The following is a 17,622-nucleotide window of genomic DNA, read 5'->3' as shown; positions in this document are numbered from 1 at the left end:
TGCCGGGCGAGATGGCGCAGTTCGGTGGCGGGCAGGTCTTCGCGAATGGCCAGTGCTGGCATGGCTGGGTCCTCCAGCCCACAGCTTACCATGCCTCCAGCCAACTCAGGTCCTCAGATCAGATCTTCGGTGGCTTGGTATCAGTCCTCGACGGGTGTGGCAGCGCCGAACTCTTCCATGATGCGCGCAGTGTCCTGCCCCAGGGCTGGCACTGCCCCCAGGACCAGCTCGTTTCCATCGAAGATGGCACTCGGTGCCAGCATCCGGATCGGCCCCGCCGGACTTTCGACGGTCACGTAGCGGTTCTGCGGATGGGCCGACATGTCTACCAGCGTGTTGACCCGCCCGAAGGCGATGCGCGCCTTCTGGAGACGCTGGACCATGGTGTCCCTGTCGGCGCCGACGAACACCTCGAGGATGATTTCGTCCAGGGCCGGCCGGTTGGCGACACGCTTGCTGTTGTCGTCGAAACGGTCGTCGGAGGTCAAGGCCGGCCGCTCCAGTACCTCGGTGCAGAAGATCGGCCATTCGCGGTCGTTCTGGATCGCGAGCAGGACCGCCTTGCCGTCCCGGCAGGTATAGGCGCCATAGGGTGCGATGGTCGGGTGGTTCAGGCCGCAGCGCTCCGGCACCCGGGCACCATAGGCGTACTGGAGAAAGGGGACGTTCATCCAGTCGGCGAGGGCATGATAGAGGGACACGGCGATGTGCTGCCCCTGGCCGGTACGGTTCCGTGCGTAGAGCGCGGTAAGCACGCTCTGAAATGCCGTCATCCCGGCTGCGATATCAGCGATCGAGACGCCGACGCGGGCCGGCCCCTCCTGTGTCCCGGTGATGGAGGAGAGGCCGCTCTCCGCCTGCACCAGGAGATCATAGGCCTTCAGGTCACGGTATGGCCCATCATCACCGTAGCCCGAGATCGTGCAGGTAATGAGCTTGGGATGGGCCTTGCGTAGCTCGGCCATCGGGAAGCCCAGGCGGTGGAGAGCACCAGGTGCCAGGTTCTCGATGAACACGTCGGCCCTGGCGATCATGGTGGCCAGCACCGCGCGGTCCTTGTCCTGCTTCAGGTCGAGGCAGACGGACTCCTTGCCCCGGTTCAGCCAGACGAAATAGGCGCTCTCGCCCTTCACCAGATGGTCGTAGCCACGCGCGAAGTCTCCTTCCGGCCGCTCGATCTTGATGACCCGGGCCCCTGCATCGGCCAGCCGGCAGGAGGCCAAAGGTGCCGCCACGGCCTGTTCCAGCGATACAACAAGCAGTCCATCGAGTGCAGGATTCATCGCTTCTTGATCGGCCCGTTTGATCCCCATGGGGCGATCCTGCGCGCCCAGCGTTTCCTGGGCCAGATGATTTGTGATGCAGCAATTTGAGTTTGGCGTCCGGGTCGCCCACCCGCCATCTATGGTCGCCAGAGGCGAGGAGAAGGATCGTGGTGCAGGAAGATTATCCCCAGATCCGGGAAGAGGTGGCAAAGCTGTGCGCCCAGTTTCCCGGCGAATACTGGCGCGCCCTGGACCGCGAGAACGCCTATCCCACCGCCTTCGTGCAGGCACTTACCGCTGCCGGCTATCTCGGCGCCCTCATTCCTGAGGAATATGGCGGCTCTGGCCTGCCGCTGTCCGCCGCTGCCGCGATTCTGGAGGAGGTCCAGCGGGCCGGCTGCAACGGTGCCGCCTGCCATGCCCAGATGTACGTAATGGGTGCTCTGCTCCGGCACGGCAGCGAGGCGCAAAAGCGCACCTACCTGCCTGCCATCGCTGCGGGTGAACTGCGCCTGCAGGCCTTCGGTGTCACCGAGCCCTCCAGCGGCACCGACACGAGCTCGATCCAGACCTTCGCCCGACGGGAAGGAGACAGCTATGTCGTCAATGGCCAGAAGATCTGGACGAGCCGGGCCGAGCAATCGGACCTGATGCTTCTCCTGGCGCGCACCACGCCGAAGGAGCAGGTCGCCAGGCGCACCGACGGGCTGTCCGTCTTCATCCTGGACATGCGCGCGGCGAAGAAGGCGGGGCTTACCATCCATCCGATCCGCACCATGATGAACCATTCCACCACCCAGGTTTTCTTCGACAATGTCCGTGTGCCGGCCGAGAACCTGATCGGCGAGGAAGGCAAAGGCTTTCGCTATATCCTGTCCGGCATGAACGCCGAGCGCATCCTGATCGCCGCGGAGTGCGTCGGGGACGCCAGGTGGTTCATCGAGAAGGCGACGGCCTATGCGCGGGAGCGCCAGGTGTTCGGTCGTCCGATCGGCCAGAACCAGGGCATCCAGTTTCCGATCGCCCGCGCCTTCGCCCAGATGCGTGCCGCCGACCTGATGGTGAAGGAAGCGGCATCGCTCTTCGAGCGGGGCGAAGGATGCGGTGCTGAGGCGAACATGGCCAAGATGCTCGCCGCCGAAGCTTCCTGGGCTGCGGCCGAGGCCTGCGTGCAGACCCATGGCGGGTTCGGATTCGCGGAGGAGTACGATATCGAGCGCAAGTTCCGCGAGACCCGCCTCTATCAGGTGGCGCCGATCTCGACCAACCTGATCCTGAGCTACCTTGCCGAGCATGTCCTGGGCATGCCGCGATCCTATTGAGGGAGCACAGATGCCCGATCGCCTCGATCTCGATCATCTGAGGACCTGGGTCGGCCGGACGGAGCAGGCGGAGGATCAGATCTCGCCCCAGATGGTGAGGGGTCTGAGAGCCACGCTCGATCAGGATCCTGGCGTTCCCTCCTGCGGCGAGCCGGCTCCTTTGGGCATCCACTGGTGCCTGGCACCACCGGTCGTCCGGATGTCCTGCCTTGGCCCCGACGGACATCCGGCCCGCGGCGGGTTCCTGCCACCTGTGCCGCTCCCCCGCCGGATGTGGGCCGGTGGCGAGCTTCGCCTGCTCGACCGGCTGCAGGTCGGCGACAGGGTAGAACGGCTATCCCGCATCGAGAGCGTCGAGATGAAGAGCGGGCGCACCGGCCCCCTCTGCTTCGTGGCGGTATGGCACGAGTTGCGGACTAGTCGAGGGCCGGCCGTGCTCGAGCGCCATGACATCGTCTACCGGGGAGCTGACCAACCGCCAGCAGCAGCGAATCTTCCCGACGACGATCCTTTACCGGCCGAGGTGACACGGCAGGTCGAGAGCAGCCCCGTTCTGCTGTTCCGCTATTCCGCCCTGACGTTCAACGGCCATCGCATCCACTACGACCACCGTTACTGCCAAGAAGTGGAAGGTTATCTCGGCCTCGTCGTCCATGGTCCGCTCCAGGCTACCCTGCTCTTGAACCTCGCCATGGACATGAACAAGGGCGCGCCGCCGACCCTGTTCCGGTTCCGGAGCGTCAGGCCGCTCTTCGACGGGGCCGCCTTCACCATCAACGGCCGACGAGGTGGCGACCGTCTGGACCTCTGGACGGCCGACGGGATGGGCTACGGCACCATGAAGGCCACGGCATGGACTGGCTGAGCGAGCCGCTCCCAGGCGAAACGGCCGACGCCGAGCGACCTGCGAAGGACATGCCGTCAGCCGTCACCCAAACGGGTTGCTGATGGTAAGCCTTTCCCAGACCACCTGCCCGTCCTGCATGTCCTCGCTCCACAAGCGCTCGCATCCTGCCTCCAGGGCGGCAGCGACAATCATCGCATCGTAGGTCCGGAACTGGTACCGGGCTGCCAGGGCGCGCCCGACGTCATGCACCTGGACGGTAAGGTCGATCTGGGGCAGCAGCTCGCGGATCAGGCTCATCCGCTCGTCGATTTCCTGCCAGTTCAGGCGCTGCTTGAGCCGAAGGACGTTGAGGACCTCGTTCAGCACCTGGACGTTGATGATGGGGCGGGTCCGCAGGATCTCCCATGCACGCTCCGCCTTCCACCCGGTCGTCAGCGCATAGAGCACGACATTGCTGTCGGCGAACTCAACGGGCATTCGCCTCGTCGCGGTCGAACTTGTAATCTTCAGGCAGCGCCGGCTTCTCCTTGGCCAGCCTGATCAGGCGGTCCAGGGCTTCCTCGGCCTTGAGGCGCTTGAACACCGCAAGCCCGCCCTCCAGCCTGGTCAGCTCGACATCGTCGCCCTCGCGCAGACCGAGCTCCTCGACCAGCTTGGCCGGCAGGCGCACGGCGAGGCTGTTCCCCCACTTCGCGATCTGCATGCGGCCCTCCTTGGATATCTATCCAGGTCCGATGTGTATCATCCGAGCCGGGCAGCCGCAAGCGAGCGGTATACCTTGGTCATCCAGCCCGCTGTCCTGCCGCTCAGGTCGGACCGCTTCTGGCAAGAAGCTTGTCGAGCGCATCGCGCAGCTGGGACAGGCGAGCGCGCTCGGCAGCGTCGAGCTCCTGCCCGGCGGCGAGCATCTTCACCAGGTTCATGCCGAGACGGTCGACCAGCTTCACGATGGTGCTGCCGGCCGGCTTGCCGGTCCGCCGGGTTCGTTCATGCCGGTCCGCGCCGTCGTCGTCATCATCATCCGGCGGCGCCTCCTGCGCCTCGCGGATCGCCCGGACGGTCAGCGCTCCCTGCCGCGCCAGCGCCATCAGGCGCTCCCGCACCGAACCCGGCTCGACCCGGGCCAGTTCGATCAGCGTGTTCTTGGCGATCGGAAGTTCTGACGTCAGAACTGCATCGAGCACGTCCTCGGGCAGGGTGAGGATGCGCAGCGTGGCGCTGATCTCCGCCTTCGACTTGCCGAGCGCCGCCGCAGCGGCGGACTGGGTATAACCCTTGTCGGTAATGAGGTGCTGGAGCCCCCTCGCCTCTTCGACCGGCGTCAGGTCGACCCGCTGGAGGTTCTCGATGAGCGAGGCGATCTCGACATTGCCCTCATGCTCGATGGCGAGGATCGAGGTCCAGCCGTTGTGGCGCGCGGCCCGCCAGCGTCGTTCGCCGGCGACGATGAACCAGCGGTCCTTCGCCTTTGGGTGGCGCGACAGCAGGATGGGCTGGAGCTGTCCCTGCTCGGCCATGGTCGCGGCCAGGGCCTCGATCTCGCCCTGGTCGAAATGGGTGCGCGCCTGGCTCGGATGCGGCTCGATCCGGTCGACCGGCGCCTCGAAACTGTGCCGGAACCTGGTTTCCCGGGTGACCAGGCTGCCGGACGCCTCGCCGATCAGGGCGGTCGAGGTGCTGAGGATCGGCGACGGCTGCTGCTTGCGTCTGCTCATGCCGGCCCCTGCCCCATCGCCGAATCCTCGCTGGTCACCCGCGGCCAATCCGCCACCGCCGTGATCGCATCCGCCAGCCGCTCATAGACGGCAACGGCCGGTGCACCTGGCGATGCCTCCAGGGCGATGCGCCCGTTGCGGGCGGCATGCCCGTACACGGCACTTTCCGGAACCGGCGCCAGCACCACGCCCTTGTCGCCCATGGCCGTCACCAGATGCTCCAGGACCTCGCGGTCGACCGCCTTGCGCCGACTGTACTGGGTCGGCAGGATCCCTGCCAACCTCAGGCCGGGGTTCAACCGCCGCTGCACCTTGTTCACCGTGCCGAGGATCAGCCCCACGCCCATCGTGTCATAGGGCTCGGTACGGACCGGGATGATCACGTCCTGGGCGGCTGCCAGCGCCATCCAGGTGAGCATGCCTAGATTTGGCGGCGCATCCACGACGATGAAGTCATAGCTCGTGCGGACCTCGTCGACCTTTTCGCGCAGCACGACGTCCAGGCCCGGCTCGCGCCGGCTGTCCACCTCCGCCAACTCGATATGGCTGGGCACCAGGTCGTAGGGCAGCGGCCGGTGCGCGCCGATCGTGCTGCCGGCCGGCAGGATCGCCTCCTGCAGCGGTCGGCCGCGCAGGATCACGTTCGCGATCGTCTGGCCCTTGCGATGGGCATCGACCGCGCCGCCGGCCAGCAGCGCCACGGTCGCCGTCGCCTGTGGATCCAGGTCGATCAGGAGCACGCGCTGGCTGCGGCTCGACAGGGCATAGGCCAGGTTGATCGCGGTGGTCGTCTTGCCGACGCCGCCCTTCTGGTTCGCAAGCGCGATCACCCGCGCCTCGCGCGCGCGGCCCTTGGTCAGCGCCAGAAGCTCAGCGACGACATCCTCCGGCACCGGCTCCCGGCCATTCTCCCAGCGGCTGATCCGCGGCTTGTCGTAGCTTCGGCCAAGCCTGGTGTTGAGAATGTCCTTCAGGGCCGTCTGACTGAGGCGCAGCTCCTGACGCAGCGCCCTCATCGCGTCGCCATGCATCCGCCTTTCCCCCCGCAGGATCCACACTGGGTCGACGATGCAGGAAGGTGGCCAGAACGTCAACGGTCAACCCCGACCGTTGACTGTTGATGTTGACGGTGGTGGCAGAAAGATGGAAGCGTATCAAATTCAGCGAGACATCAGGTCATTCGCCATGCTTTCGCGGGCCTGGGCCGCACATGCGTTCCTCCACAGGTTGTTCACGCTGAATTTGAGACAGGTGCCAGCTTGTCCACGCTGAATTTGAAACGTCGTCTCGCTGAAATTGAAACGCAGCCCAGGCTGGCTCCTCGCTGAAGTTGAAACGCAAGGGCCGGTTATCCACGCTGAACTTGAAACCCATTCCTATAGAGAACCTATAACAAGATCTCCGATAGGGCCTTGCAGGCCATTCGGCCGGTCTCGTTGGCGATCCAGTCGCAGCCGACAGTCTTCGCTGAAGTTGAAACGGAATCTCGATTTGCGCCGGTCCATGGTGCATTTTTGCGGTTCTCAGCTGGTCATGACTGTGCCTACCATCAGATCCATCGTGCGGATGGGGCGAGCGGAAAGCCATGGCCGAGGTTCACCGGCAGCTGGTCCTTCGGGGCCTGGAGGACGTGCTCGCTGAAGCTGATACGGCCAAGGAACGCCGGCGCGTCCGCTCCGCGCATGATGCGCTTCTGCTTGAGCAGGAGGCGATCAACTACCTGCATTCCGGCTTCTGCCAGGCCGCCTTGCCCCACCGGGAGCCGAAGAACGCGTCCGAGCCATGGGTCCGGCGCAACGGCGCCTACCAGCTCGTCATCCGTCCCGGCATCCTTCCGCTTCGCGACCGCATCATCACGGTGGGCGTGCCGTACGGCACGAAGGCGCGCCTGATCATGATCTACTTCCAGACGGAGGCCGTGCGCAACCGCAGCCAGATCGTCGATCTCGGGCCGACCATGGGATCGTGGCTCAAGAAGATGGGGCTGGGGACGTCGGGCGGGCCGCGCGGCTCCTATGCGCCGGTGCGCGAGCAGGCCCTGCGGATCGCGCGCTGCGAATTCACGATGCGCTTCGAGCGCGGTTCCAGCGAGGCGCATCTGGTCGACCAGCGGATCGTCGACGGCATGCATCTGTGGCGCGACGACAGCGACGAGATGCAACTGTTCCGCAACGGCGGCGAGTGGGGCAGGCATGTCAAGCTCAGCGACGGCTTCTTCGAGCATCTGGTCGACCATGCCGTGCCGCTGTCTGAAGATGCGGTGGCCAAGCTGAAGAACTCCAGCCTGGCCCTCGACCTCTATGTCTGGCTGGCCTACCGGCTGCACACGGTGAAGAAGGAAACGCTGGTCCCCTGGCATGCGCTGGGCGAGCATTTCGGCAGCGAGAGCGGCCACCGCCAGCTGGCCTTCCGTTTGAAGGAAGTCCTCAAGGATGTGGTCGCCGTGTATCCGGAGGCCAATATCGAGGCTACGACGCGTGGCCTCGTCCTGCGGTCGTCGCGATCGGCCGTGCCGATCTCCAGCAGCGTTGTGAAACTGCCTGTGCCGGGCAGTCGATGATCCGGAAAGCCATCCTTCAGTTCTGACGTCAGAACTGGCCTGGGCCTTGCCGCCAACGGAACCGGTCCACCGCGAACCGGGGCAGGGGGCAACACCTCGTCTGGCCACGGAAGCTCAGGCCGACGCTTGGCCGAGATGGAGGACGTTGCGCGAGATCTTCAGATGATCCGCTCGGGTCGGCCCAAGCATTCCTCAAGTGAGCAAGAACGCTTTCATCCAGATGGATAGTCAAGCGTCAGCTATCGGTGCTGTCTGGCGCTCCGACGACCAGAAGACGTGGAGTGGCGAGGGAAGGGGAGACGGCACGACCGCCATGTTCCTGCCAGCCCATTCGGCAAAGCCCCAGCCGCGGGTGCGGCCGGGGCCTCCTGGCCAGTCGATGCGCTGGAACGGTTCAGCCGAACCAGCTCGTGTTGATCCCGGTCACGCCGGTGAGCGTCACGGTGTGGTCGAGGCCGAGATTGAGGACGGTGCCGCCCTCCAGCACAGTGGCGTTGGCAATCGCAATGTCGACCGTGTTGCCGGCCCCACGCAGCAGGATCTTGTCGGTGCCGACCTCGAAGCCGGTGATGGTGTCCTGATCGCCCTCGGTGCGCAGGAGGATGAAGCTGTCGGCGCCGGCACCACCGGTCATGGTGTCGTTGCCGGCCTGACCGAGCAGCTGGTCGGCGCCGTCGCCGCCCTCCAGGATGTCGTCGCCAGCCCCGCCTGTCATCCGGTCGTCACCGGCGCCACCTCGCAAGGCGTCGTTGCCGTCCTTGCCGTCCATCAGGTCATTGCCGTCGCCGCCATCGACCATGTCGTTGCCGAGGCCGCCGAACAGGCCGTCATCGCCGGCGTCGCCATTCAGGATGTCGTCGCCGGCCGCGCCGAAGAACCGGTCGGCGCCGTCGCCGGCCTTGACCGTGTCATTGCCGGCTCCGCCGGTGCCGGTGTCGTTGCCCGTGTTGACGGCAAGCTCGACGCTGCCGCCGTAGATGAGGTCATTCCCGTTGCCGCCGTCGAGGCTGTCGTCGCCAAACTCGCCGAAGACCTGGTCGTTGCCCTCGCCGGTGAAGATCCGGTCGGCGGCACCGGTTGTAGGCGCGAGGTTGGGGCGCTCGCGATCTCCCCAGGCAAGGTCGTCGCCGCCGCCGCCGGCGACGATGTCGGTGCCATCACCGCCATAGGCGCGGTCATTGCCTTCGCCGGCAATGATGACGTCGTCGCGCAGGCCGCCTTGCAGGAGGTCCTGGCCGTCGCCGCCGTTCAGGATGTCGTTGCCGTTGTTGCCGGCCATCTCGTCATTGCCGGCACCGCCATCGAGGAGATCGTTGCCGGCGGCACCGAACATCCCGACATCGTTGCCGTCACCGCCATAGATCCGGTCGTCGCCGAGGTCGCCGTTCAGCAGGAGGTCATCGCCCGCCTCACCGAACAGGAGGTCGTTGCCGTCGCCGCCCTTGATCCGGTCCGTGCCTTCCAGGGCGTGGATCTCGTCCGCCGCCGCCGTACCTGGGATCGGCGGGTCCTTCTCGTCGCCTGGGGTACCGAAGATCAGCGTCATGAAAGGCTTCCTTGGTGGGAACCGGGTTGGTCGATCTACAGTGACGGAGGGCGGCCTCACCAAGGTGAAGGCGCGCCATCCGGAGAACGAGGAGGTGCGGTGAAGCCCGTGTCGGTCTCGCGGCAGGAATGGCCGGCCTCTTGCACGCCAACAAGAAACACCAACGGGCTGTTGTTGCCTTATCGCCTACTAGCTCGATCAAAGGCGCGTGAGCGGTACCTCTCCGCCGGAGGCGGCGCGGCAGATCGCCGATTTGGCCGTTGGATGGGAGCTGCGCACGCCGCGCATGCCTGTCGGCTCTGCCGACATTCCTCCGAGGGATGGGGCTTCAGCCCGATGGCTTCGTCGGGCGCTTGAACAGCACCGTGCTGGAGGAGTTCTTCGGCCGACGACGCACCAAAGTGGTCTGCAAGCGTCGAGGCGCTCCAGGCCAGCCTGGACGCCTGGCTGCGCCACGACAACCACGAGCGGCCGCAGCTGGGCTACCGCAACCAGGGTCGGCGCCTCAGCGGAAGCCCTCAAGATGTTCGTCAGAAGGAGGTTAAGAAGACAAGTTGTGGCTGCTGACAGCCGCCGAAAGTGTTTCCACCAGGAAGGCTAGGTCGTCCTCCGTCGCGACCAGGGGAGGGTTGATGCGGATGAGATTGTCCGCCTGCAGGACCAATACCCCCGCCTCGTAGCAACGACGCGCTATGGCGTCTGCGCGAGCGGACGCTTCCACCAGCGTGGGTCCCTCGAATTCCAATCCCCACATGTGGCCCAGTCCCCGTATGTCCCGAAGACCGGAGGTGCCCTGCAGGGCGGCGAGGCCTGATAGATGCGTCGTGGCATTCCGCTGCACGCGCTCCACCAGCTGGTCGCGCTCCATGAGTTCGATCACCTTCAACGCGATGTCGCAACCGACCGGATGTCCCGCCATGGTGATGACCTTGCTCATCGCGTTGCCGCTGGTGCGAAACGTCTTGAAGATGCGCTCCGAGACAGCGGTGGCGGCCAACGGGAAGTAGGCGGAGGTGATGCCCTTGCCCATGGTCACGATGTCCGGCCGCACATGGTCGGCGTGCTGGAACGCGAAGAACCGGCCGCTGCGCCCGAAGCCCGTGATCACCTCGTCGACGATCAGCAGGATCTCGTGCTGCCGCGCGAGCGCCGCCAGCATCTCCATCGTGCCGGGCGGAGGCACGATGACACCGCCCGCGAAAGCCACAGGCTCCACGATGAGTGCGGCGATGGTGGCCGGATCAGCGACATCGATCTGCCGCTCCAGTTCCGCATGCAGCTCGCCGACAGTTCGGCTCACGCCATCTGCGGTATTGCGTGCGCCAGGAACGTGAAGGAACTCGGCGCTACGGTCGACCAGCGGGGATTGCAGGATGCCAGGACCACTGGCAAAGCTCGCCGATCCGGTGGAGCCGTGATAGCTGCGGTCGAAGGCGATGATCTTGCGCTTGTGGCTGCGGCCCTGATGCCGCCAGAACCGGCGCGCGATCTCGATCGCCAGCTCGTTGGCACCACCGCCCGTCGCCGCATAGCGGATGCGATAGCCACCACCGAGCCGCGCGCTCAGCGTCTCGGCCAATGCCGCCACTGGGGCGCAGCGATGCTCGGGTGAGCAGTAGGCCAGGCGGCGATAGCTCTCGGCGGCCGCTTCGATCAGCTCCGGATGCGCGTATCCGAGGTTGACGCAGCTATGACCGGAGCCGGCATCGAGCAGCCGGCGACCCGACGCTTCGACGAGCCAGCACCCACTACCGGACAGGACAGCGACGTCCTGATGCGGTGACCTGTGGCCCTCGTCGTCCCACGCAGCGGATTGGGCCTCGGACTCCATGGCTGAACCGGCCGTTCCTTCCTCTACGCCGTTGCAGCCCAGGCTAACGCTCGGACATCATGTTGGCCACTCGGGAAGCCACCCTTTGGTGCAGAAGATGGCTCTTCCCTTCTTCAACACAGGCAGCAGCCGGACGATGCTTGCAAACCTGCCACGGGGAAGGATGGCGGTTTCCCATCCGAGAGAAGCTGGTCGCCGATCTCCCCGGAGCTGCAGGTGCTGCGCGACACACAACTCGCCAGCGTTTCGTCCGTGGGCTTGATCGTTGGGTGAATGGTCTCGTTGATTACGGTATTCCTGCCTGGCCAACGGCTCGGCAGTCAGGAGGAATCGAGGCATGGATCATCAATCGATGGCCGCACAGATCACCCATGGTGATGGCTTCATCGCCGCACTCGATCAGAGTGGCGGGTCGACCCCTGGCGCCTTGCGTCTCTATGGCATCCCCGACACCGCCTACACCGGTGAAGCCGAGATGTTCGCGCTCATGCATGACATGCGGGTGCGCATCATGACGTCGCCGGCCTTCACCGGGGCGCAGGTGCTGGGCGCCATTCTGTTCGAGAACACGATGGATGGCCAAGCGGCCGGGACGCCCGTTCCGGCCTTCTTGTGGAAGCGCGGTGTCGTTCCCTTCCTCAAGGTCGACAAGGGCCTGGAGGCGGAGAAGGACGGGGTCAGCCTGATGAAGCCGATGCCGGACCTGGACGCGCTGCTCGCGCGGGCCGTGTCGCTCGGCGTCTTCGGCACCAAGATGCGTTCGACGATCAACCTTCCTTCGCAAGACGGGATCGCCGCCATCGTGAAACAGCAGTTCGAGGTCGCGGGACAGATTGCCGGCCATGGGCTGATGCCGATCATCGAGCCGGAAGTGTTGATCAAGAGCCCCGACAAAGCCGGGGCCGAAGCGATCCTGCGGACGGAGATCCTCAAGCAGCTTGATGCTCTACCCGATGGGCAGCAGGTCATGCTGAAGCTGACGATTCCGGCCACTGCCGACTTCTACCGCGAGCTGACCCAGCATGACAGGGTGGCCCGGGTGGTGGCGCTGTCGGGAGGCTATTCCCGAACGGAGGCTTGCCGGCGTCTTGCCGCCAATCACGGCATGATCGCGAGCTTCTCGCGAGCGCTGACCGAAGGCCTCCAGCATTCGATGAGCGACGCGGAGTTCAATGCCGCCCTGGCCAGCGCGATCGCGGAGATCTACCAGGCTTCCACCCAGAAAGTGTGACGAGGGCCGACACGATCTGCCATGGCCGCCGCAAAGGCCTCTCATGGCAGATGCCATCTCCGATCAAGCCATGCCGAGACCCGTGCCGGGTTGCTTGATCTATGAGAACATCAAGGATGATGTTGTTCGTACGTTCGGTGCAACGCTCGGCGCACCTAGACATGCTTCTCCGTCTGGCGAAGCCTCGCGATGAGATCACGGGGCCCGGCAGGAGCCACAGGTTCGACCGGTGGGGTATCGGGCCCGGGTGAATGGTCTCGGGGCGGATGAGCTTGGTGAAGTCACCGCTACAGGTGCCGCCGCCAGATGCAGGGAGTTCGAGCGACCGTGGTGATATCCGGCACCACGGCACCAGCGGGCGTTCCGTCCCGTTGGAGCAGGAAGCATGGCGGCCATGAGCGATGACGACCGGGGAAGCATGATGGCGGAAGACAAGGTACCTGGCGTAGGTCCTTATGGCGGGCCGGCGGGTGGCTGGGGCGCGCTGCAGGCGGTGGCGAAGTCGATCAAGGGCCAGATGGCTGGGGCCTCCGACGTTCGCGCGTTGTTGCGGGCCAACCAGCCTTCAGGTTTCGATTGCCCTGGCTGCGCCTGGCCCGATCCCAAGCACACCTCCTCGTTCGAGTTCTGCGAGAACGGCGCGAAGGCCGTCGCCTGGGAAGCGACCAGCCGGCGGACGACACCGGCGTTCTTTGCGCAGCACACTGTTTCCGATCTGTGGAATTTTTCCGATCACGACCTGGAGGCGGAGGGGCGCCTCACTCACCCCATGGTCTACGACGCGGCGACCGATCATTTCCTGCCGATCGCCTGGGAAGAGGCCTTTCGGCGGATCGGTCAGGCGCTGCGGGCATTGCCCAGCCCCGACATGGCCGAGTTCTACGCCTCGGGCCGGACATCCAACGAGGCCGCCTTTCTCTACCAGATCTTCGTGCGCGAGTTCGGTACCAACAACTTCCCCGACTGCTCCAACATGTGCCACGAGGCCACCAGCGTCGGCCTCCCCCAATCGATCGGCGTCGGCAAAGGCACGGTGACGCTGGAGGATTTCGATCATGCCGATGCCATCTTCTGCATCGGCCACAATCCCGGCACCAACCATCCGCGCATGCTGAGCACGTTGCGCGACGCCTCCCGTCGTGGTGTTCCGATCGTCGCCTTCAACCCGCTGCGCGAGCGCAGCCTGGAGAGGTTCGCCTCGCCGCAGAGCGCATTGGAGATGCTGACCTTCCGCTCCACCAAGATCTCCTCCTACTATTACCAGCTCAAGGCCGGCGGCGATCTTGCCGCGCTCAAGGGCATGATGAAGGCGTTGCTGGCGGCGGATGCCGAGGATCTTGGACGCGGCGGGCAGGGCTTTCTGGACCGGCCTTTCATCGCCAAGCACACCACTGGCCTGGAGGCGCTCGCCGCCGACCTTGCTGCCTCGTCCTGGGATGAGATCGAGAGCGCTTCTGGCCTGTCGCGCGCCCAGCTCGAGCAGGCGGCGAGCATCTATGCCCAGGCAAAGAACGTCATCGTCTGCTACGGCATGGGCATCACCCAGCACCGCAACGGGACCGGCAACGTCCAGCAGATCGCCAACCTGCTCCTGCTGCGCGGCAATATCGGACGGGAAGGAGCGGGCATCTGCCCGCTGCGTGGTCACTCCAACGTGCAGGGCGACCGTACCGTCGGGATCACCGAGATCCCGTCCGATACCCTCTTGGACAGCATCGAGCGCGTCTTCGGCTTCGTGACGCCCCGCCATCATGGTCATGGCGCCGTCGAGGCGGTGAGCGCCATGGTCGAAGGACGTTCCAAGGCCCTGGTCTGCATGGGCGGCAATCTGCCGGTCGCCATGTCCGATCCGGACGCCGCGTTCGCGGGCATGCGTCAGCTCGACCTGGCCGTCCACATCGCCACCAAGCTCAACCGCTCGCACCTGGCGGTCGGGAAGGAAACCTTCATCCTGCCCTGCCTCGGTCGCACCGAGATCGACATGCAGGAAACCGGGATACAGTCGGTGACCGTGGAAGACTCGATGTCGATGGTCCACGCCTCCCGCGGCGGTCTTCAGCCTGCCTCGGAGCACCTGCGTTCCGAGCCCGCCATCGTCGCCGGCCTGGCCCGCGCTACCCTTCCCGGCACCAAGGTCGACTGGGCTTGGCTGGTGGCCGACTATGCGCGCATCCGCGACAAGATCGAGGCGGTATTTCCGGACTTCGCCGGCTACAACCAGCGTATCCAGGCGCCCGGGGGCTTTCGTCTCCCGATTGCCGCCTCGGAGCGCGAATGGCGCACGCCCACCGGCAAGGCGAACTTCCTGGCCTGGGCTGGCCTTGGCGAGGCGGTGGCCGGCAGAATGCCTGAGATCCTGATCCTCACCACGATCCGCAGCCACGACCAATACAACACCACCATCTATGGCTGGAATGACCGCTACCGCGGCATCACCGGGCGGCGCGACGTGGTGTTCATGAGCAAGCCGGACCTCGACGCACGCGGTCTGCGCCATGGAGATCTCGTGGACGTCGAGGTCGCCAGGACCGAAGAGGCAGACAAGCGGCGGATCCTGAAGGGCATGACGGCCGTTGCCCACGACATCGCGGCCGGCACCGCAGCCGCCTATTATCCGGAAGCCAATCCGCTGGTGGCCTTGTCCAACTACGACGAGCGCAGCGGGACGCCTTCCTACAAGTCGGTGCCAGTCCTGATCCGGCCAGCGGCGTAGCCGTTGAAGATCGCTGGCTGTCCGGAGGTCTCGTTGGCTCAAGAGCGACTGGCTGGCCATGCCTGGTGGCAGCACGGGGTTGTGTATCAGATCTATCCCCGCTCCTTTCAGGATGCGAACGGTGACGGGATCGGCGACCTGCCGGGAATTGGCGCACGGCTGGACTACTTGGCCGATCTCGGCATCGATGCCATCTGGATCTCACCGATCTACCCGTCGCCCATGGCGGACTTCGGCTATGACGTGTCCGACTACTGCGCTGTCGATCCGATCTTCGGCACGCTGGAGGATTTCGACCAACTGGTGGCAGCGGCCCACGCGCGGGGGCTCAAGCTGATCTTGGACTATGTCCCGAACCACACCTCCGACCAGCACCCCTGGTTCATCGAGAGCCGCTCGTCGCGCGAGGCCGGTCGGCGGGACTGGTATATCTGGCGTGATGCAGGGCCGGACGGTGCGCCACCCAGCAACTGGCTGAGCGAGTTCGGCGGCTCCGCCTGGACCTGGGACGACGCCACCGGCCAGTACTACTACCATGCCTATCTCAAGGAGCAGCCGGATCTGAACTGGCGTCATCCGGACGTGCGGCAGGCGATGCTGGATGTGCTCCGCTTCTGGCTGGATCGTGGCGTGGACGGCTTTCGGGTCGATGCCATTCATCACCTGATCGAGGATGAGCAGCTCCGGGACAACCCGCCCAACCCGGACTGGCAAGACGGTATGTCACCGGCCAGGCGTGTGCTGCGCGCCCGTACGATGGACCAGCCTGAGGTGCACGATGCGATTGCCGCCATGCGCAGGGTGGCGGATGGCTATGACGACCGCGTGCTGATCGGCGAGGCCCATCTCCCCTTCGATCGGCTGATGGCCTACTACGGCGTCGACCTTTCCGGCTTCCAGCTGCCTTTCAACTTCCATCTGATCTTCACGCCCTGGCAGCCCTCGGCCATCGCCAGCCTGATTGCGGCTTATGAGGCAGCCTTGCCGGAAGGCGGCTGGCCGAACTGGGTGCTGGGCAATCATGACCGCTCCCGGGTAGCGAGCCGGCTCGGGCCTAGGCAGGCGCGGGTCGCCGCCATGCTTCTCCTGACCTTGCGCGGAACGCCCACGATCTATGAGGGCGAGGAGATCGGCATGACCGACGTGCCGATCCCGCCAGATCGGGTGCAGGATCCATGGGAAAGGAATGTGCCAGGCCTTGGGCTTGGCCGGGATCCGGCGCGTACGCCCATGCAGTGGGACGCCACGGCCCATGCCGGGTTCTCGACGGCTGAACCTTGGCTGCCCGTTGCCGCCGATCACGCCAAGATCAACGTGGCCGCTCAGGCAGCCGACCCACGATCGATGCTGGCTCTCTATCGTGCGCTCATCCGGTTGCGCCGGACCGAACCTGCCTTGTCGATCGGTGGGTACCAGCTCGTATCAGCCGATGAGAGCGCCTTGGTCTACGAGCGCCGCCACGAGGGCAAGCGCCTGCTCGTGGTACTCAACATGACGGGTTCGAAGCGAGTCCTGCAGCATTTCCCTCCAGGGCGTGTTCTGCTCTCGACGTTGCTCGATCAGGCGGACGGGCGGATCCAGGGCACGCTCGAACTTCGGTCGAACGAAGGCTGCATCGTCATGACCGACATCTAGCCAATCCCTGTACCGGTCTTGCCGCTGGCCATGGAGCAGCGTGGCGACCATGCACAGGGGGCACCGCTGCGGGACCCGAGCATGCCCTGAGGCAGGTGCGCGATGGGGTTCCTGTGGCGCGGAATGTCTGCCACGGCGTGCGTTGTCTTGATGGCGTACCGTAAGGAGGCCGACCTTGGCCCTGATAAGGCAAGGAAGCTGCCAGGCTGGTTGGACAGGAGCGGATCATGGCAAGTCTCCCCAGCCCCTCCGCCGGGATCCCTGGGCCAAGCTGCGAAAGGGGTACCCGCCTAGGACCCGGCGCTGCGCTTCCATTCATCCGCTCGTTTCCGCAGACTGGGTGCCTAACCAACCCAGATCCTGTCCGGTCAAACCGGGTGCACTCCACGTGACACGTCGAGGTGTCATGCAGTGCAAGGCAAGTGAACGCGACAAGTGTCTGGTTGTGCAGGGCCTGCTGGAGCAGCTTAAGCGCCTGTGGAGCGAGGACATGCAGGACCGGCAGGCAATCTGTTGCAGGCTCACCATTCATGATCCGTGATGAAGGGCATGTGGCTCGCCGCGCAAGTCGACAGGCTGACCTCGAGGGTAGGGGAGGCGGATGTTTGGGCACGGTCAGTAAGACGATGTTGGCGTCTGAGAACCGGCACGACCGGGCCGCGCCATATCTTGACAAATGGAGACGCAGGGGCCGCCTTTCACTGCTGCCGATGCCTTGAAGTCGGCCACGATGGGTAGGTCAACCGGGAGCAAGGCTGCGTTCCTTCCCGGAACCTGACAAGATCATTTCACAGTACCGTGCTGCGCAGCTCAGGGCCGGTGGCGGCGCCGGGTGCTACGCTTCACCGGGACGAGGCCGCCGTCGTTCTTCAAGCTAGGCGATCTTGTTCCGCGGCGTGCGGGCCGCATGGGAGAGAAGCGATGCTTGGCAGGCTAAGCGGAAGACAGGAGGAAGAG

At 65.2% G+C, this 17,622-nt stretch carries 13 protein-coding genes and 1 pseudogene; 7 read left to right on the top strand and 7 right to left on the bottom strand.

Annotated features, from left to right (window positions below):
* Positions 1 to 140 precede the first annotated feature (140 nt).
* Positions 141 to 1,313: a CaiB/BaiF CoA-transferase family protein gene (locus tag VHL31_RS08815; RefSeq protein WP_329660836.1), complete on the bottom strand. Its 1,173-nt coding sequence runs from the start codon at positions 1,311 to 1,313 to the stop codon at positions 141 to 143.
* A 119-nt stretch (positions 1,314 to 1,432) separates the two neighbouring features.
* Between VHL31_RS08815 and VHL31_RS08810 the strand changes: the two genes are divergently transcribed.
* Both VHL31_RS08810 and VHL31_RS08805 read left to right on the top strand, forming a co-directional pair.
* Positions 1,433 to 2,587: an acyl-CoA dehydrogenase family protein gene (locus tag VHL31_RS08810; RefSeq protein ID WP_329660835.1), complete on the top strand. Its 1,155-nt coding sequence runs from the start codon at positions 1,433 to 1,435 to the stop codon at positions 2,585 to 2,587.
* Between the two features lie 10 nt (positions 2,588 to 2,597).
* Complete coding sequence (locus VHL31_RS08805; RefSeq protein ID WP_329660834.1) at positions 2,598 to 3,452, top strand: FAS1-like dehydratase domain-containing protein; 855 nt, start codon at positions 2,598 to 2,600, stop codon at positions 3,450 to 3,452.
* A 63-nt stretch (positions 3,453 to 3,515) separates the two neighbouring features.
* Here the strand turns inward: VHL31_RS08805 and VHL31_RS08800 are convergent, their stop codons facing one another.
* From VHL31_RS08800 to VHL31_RS08785, 4 genes are all read right to left on the bottom strand, one after another.
* Positions 3,516 to 3,911: a PIN domain-containing protein gene (locus VHL31_RS08800; RefSeq protein WP_329660833.1), complete on the bottom strand. Its 396-nt coding sequence runs from the start codon at positions 3,909 to 3,911 to the stop codon at positions 3,516 to 3,518.
* The gene (locus tag VHL31_RS08795; RefSeq protein WP_329660832.1) at positions 3,901 to 4,137 is read right to left on the bottom strand and encodes an AbrB/MazE/SpoVT family DNA-binding domain-containing protein; all 237 of its coding nucleotides are present in this window, start codon (positions 4,135 to 4,137) and stop codon (positions 3,901 to 3,903) included. The genes VHL31_RS08800 and VHL31_RS08795 overlap by 11 nt, the downstream gene beginning before the upstream one ends.
* 103 nt (positions 4,138 to 4,240) lie before the next feature.
* Positions 4,241 to 5,149, bottom strand: coding sequence for a ParB/RepB/Spo0J family partition protein (locus tag VHL31_RS08790; RefSeq protein WP_329660831.1), 909 nt, complete (start codon positions 5,147 to 5,149; stop codon positions 4,241 to 4,243).
* A complete protein-coding gene (locus tag VHL31_RS08785; RefSeq protein ID WP_329660830.1) occupies positions 5,146 to 6,180 on the bottom strand; it encodes an AAA family ATPase in 1,035 nt (344 codons plus the stop codon). The genes VHL31_RS08790 and VHL31_RS08785 overlap by 4 nt, the downstream gene beginning before the upstream one ends.
* 554 nt (positions 6,181 to 6,734) lie before the next feature.
* On the opposite strand from VHL31_RS08785, the gene VHL31_RS08780 reads away from it, so the two are divergent.
* Positions 6,735 to 7,709: a replication protein RepA gene (locus VHL31_RS08780; RefSeq protein WP_329660829.1), complete on the top strand. Its 975-nt coding sequence runs from the start codon at positions 6,735 to 6,737 to the stop codon at positions 7,707 to 7,709.
* Between the two features lie 394 nt (positions 7,710 to 8,103).
* On the opposite strand, the gene VHL31_RS08775 is transcribed toward VHL31_RS08780, so the two are convergent.
* On the bottom strand, positions 8,104 to 9,255 hold the full coding sequence (locus VHL31_RS08775) for a calcium-binding protein (RefSeq protein WP_329660828.1): 1,152 nt from the start codon (positions 9,253 to 9,255) through the stop codon (positions 8,104 to 8,106).
* Between the two features lie 335 nt (positions 9,256 to 9,590).
* On the opposite strand from VHL31_RS08775, the pseudogene VHL31_RS08770 reads away from it, so the two are divergent.
* Positions 9,591 to 9,822, top strand: a pseudogene (locus tag VHL31_RS08770) (hypothetical protein); the annotation flags it as partial.
* Here VHL31_RS08770 and VHL31_RS08765 read toward each other — a convergent pair.
* The gene (locus VHL31_RS08765) at positions 9,797 to 11,086 is read right to left on the bottom strand and encodes an aspartate aminotransferase family protein (RefSeq protein WP_329660827.1); all 1,290 of its coding nucleotides are present in this window, start codon (positions 11,084 to 11,086) and stop codon (positions 9,797 to 9,799) included. The pseudogene VHL31_RS08770 and the gene VHL31_RS08765 overlap by 26 nt on opposite strands.
* A 352-nt stretch (positions 11,087 to 11,438) precedes the next feature.
* Between VHL31_RS08765 and VHL31_RS08760 the strand changes: the two genes are divergently transcribed.
* The 3 genes from VHL31_RS08760 (at position 11,439) to VHL31_RS08750 (ending at position 16,665) form a co-directional block, all read left to right on the top strand.
* A complete protein-coding gene (locus VHL31_RS08760) occupies positions 11,439 to 12,317 on the top strand; it encodes a fructose bisphosphate aldolase (protein ID WP_329660826.1) in 879 nt (292 codons plus the stop codon).
* 421 nt (positions 12,318 to 12,738) lie between these two features.
* Positions 12,739 to 15,030, top strand: coding sequence for an FdhF/YdeP family oxidoreductase (locus VHL31_RS08755; protein ID WP_349262397.1), 2,292 nt, complete (start codon positions 12,739 to 12,741; stop codon positions 15,028 to 15,030).
* A gap of 33 nt (positions 15,031 to 15,063) precedes the next feature.
* On the top strand, positions 15,064 to 16,665 hold the full coding sequence (locus VHL31_RS08750; protein WP_329660824.1) for an alpha-amylase family glycosyl hydrolase: 1,602 nt from the start codon (positions 15,064 to 15,066) through the stop codon (positions 16,663 to 16,665).
* Positions 16,666 to 17,622 lie beyond the last annotated feature (957 nt).

Origin of the sequence: Geminicoccus sp. (assembly GCF_036263595.1) — a bacterium.
In the GTDB taxonomy this organism is placed as follows: Bacteria; Pseudomonadota; Alphaproteobacteria; order Geminicoccales; family Geminicoccaceae; genus Geminicoccus.
The sequence above is the reverse complement of the archived record's forward strand: the minus strand, read 5'-3'. Positions and strand labels throughout refer to the sequence as shown.

Bases quoted from the DNA above. Each gene is read 5' to 3' on its own strand.
- VHL31_RS08760 (WP_329660826.1), top strand. From the start codon at position 11,439: ATGGCCGCACAGATCACCCATGGTGATGGCTTCATCGCCGCACTCGAT.
- VHL31_RS08780 (WP_329660829.1), top strand. From the start codon at position 6,735: ATGGCCGAGGTTCACCGGCAGCTGGTCCTTCGGGGCCTGGAGGACGTG.
- VHL31_RS08815 (WP_329660836.1), bottom strand. From the start codon at position 1,313: ATGGGGATCAAACGGGCCGATCAAGAAGCGATGAATCCTGCACTCGAT.
- VHL31_RS08785 (WP_329660830.1), bottom strand. From the start codon at position 6,180: ATGCATGGCGACGCGATGAGGGCGCTGCGTCAGGAGCTGCGCCTCAGT.
- VHL31_RS08800 (WP_329660833.1), bottom strand. From the start codon at position 3,911: ATGCCCGTTGAGTTCGCCGACAGCAATGTCGTGCTCTATGCGCTGACG.
- VHL31_RS08775 (WP_329660828.1), bottom strand. From the start codon at position 9,255: ATGACGCTGATCTTCGGTACCCCAGGCGACGAGAAGGACCCGCCGATC.
- VHL31_RS08795 (WP_329660832.1), bottom strand. From the start codon at position 4,137: ATGCAGATCGCGAAGTGGGGGAACAGCCTCGCCGTGCGCCTGCCGGCC.
- VHL31_RS08805 (WP_329660834.1), top strand. From the start codon at position 2,598: ATGCCCGATCGCCTCGATCTCGATCATCTGAGGACCTGGGTCGGCCGG.
- VHL31_RS08790 (WP_329660831.1), bottom strand. From the start codon at position 5,149: ATGAGCAGACGCAAGCAGCAGCCGTCGCCGATCCTCAGCACCTCGACC.
- VHL31_RS08755 (WP_349262397.1), top strand. From the start codon at position 12,739: ATGGCGGAAGACAAGGTACCTGGCGTAGGTCCTTATGGCGGGCCGGCG.
- VHL31_RS08765 (WP_329660827.1), bottom strand. From the start codon at position 11,086: ATGGAGTCCGAGGCCCAATCCGCTGCGTGGGACGACGAGGGCCACAGG.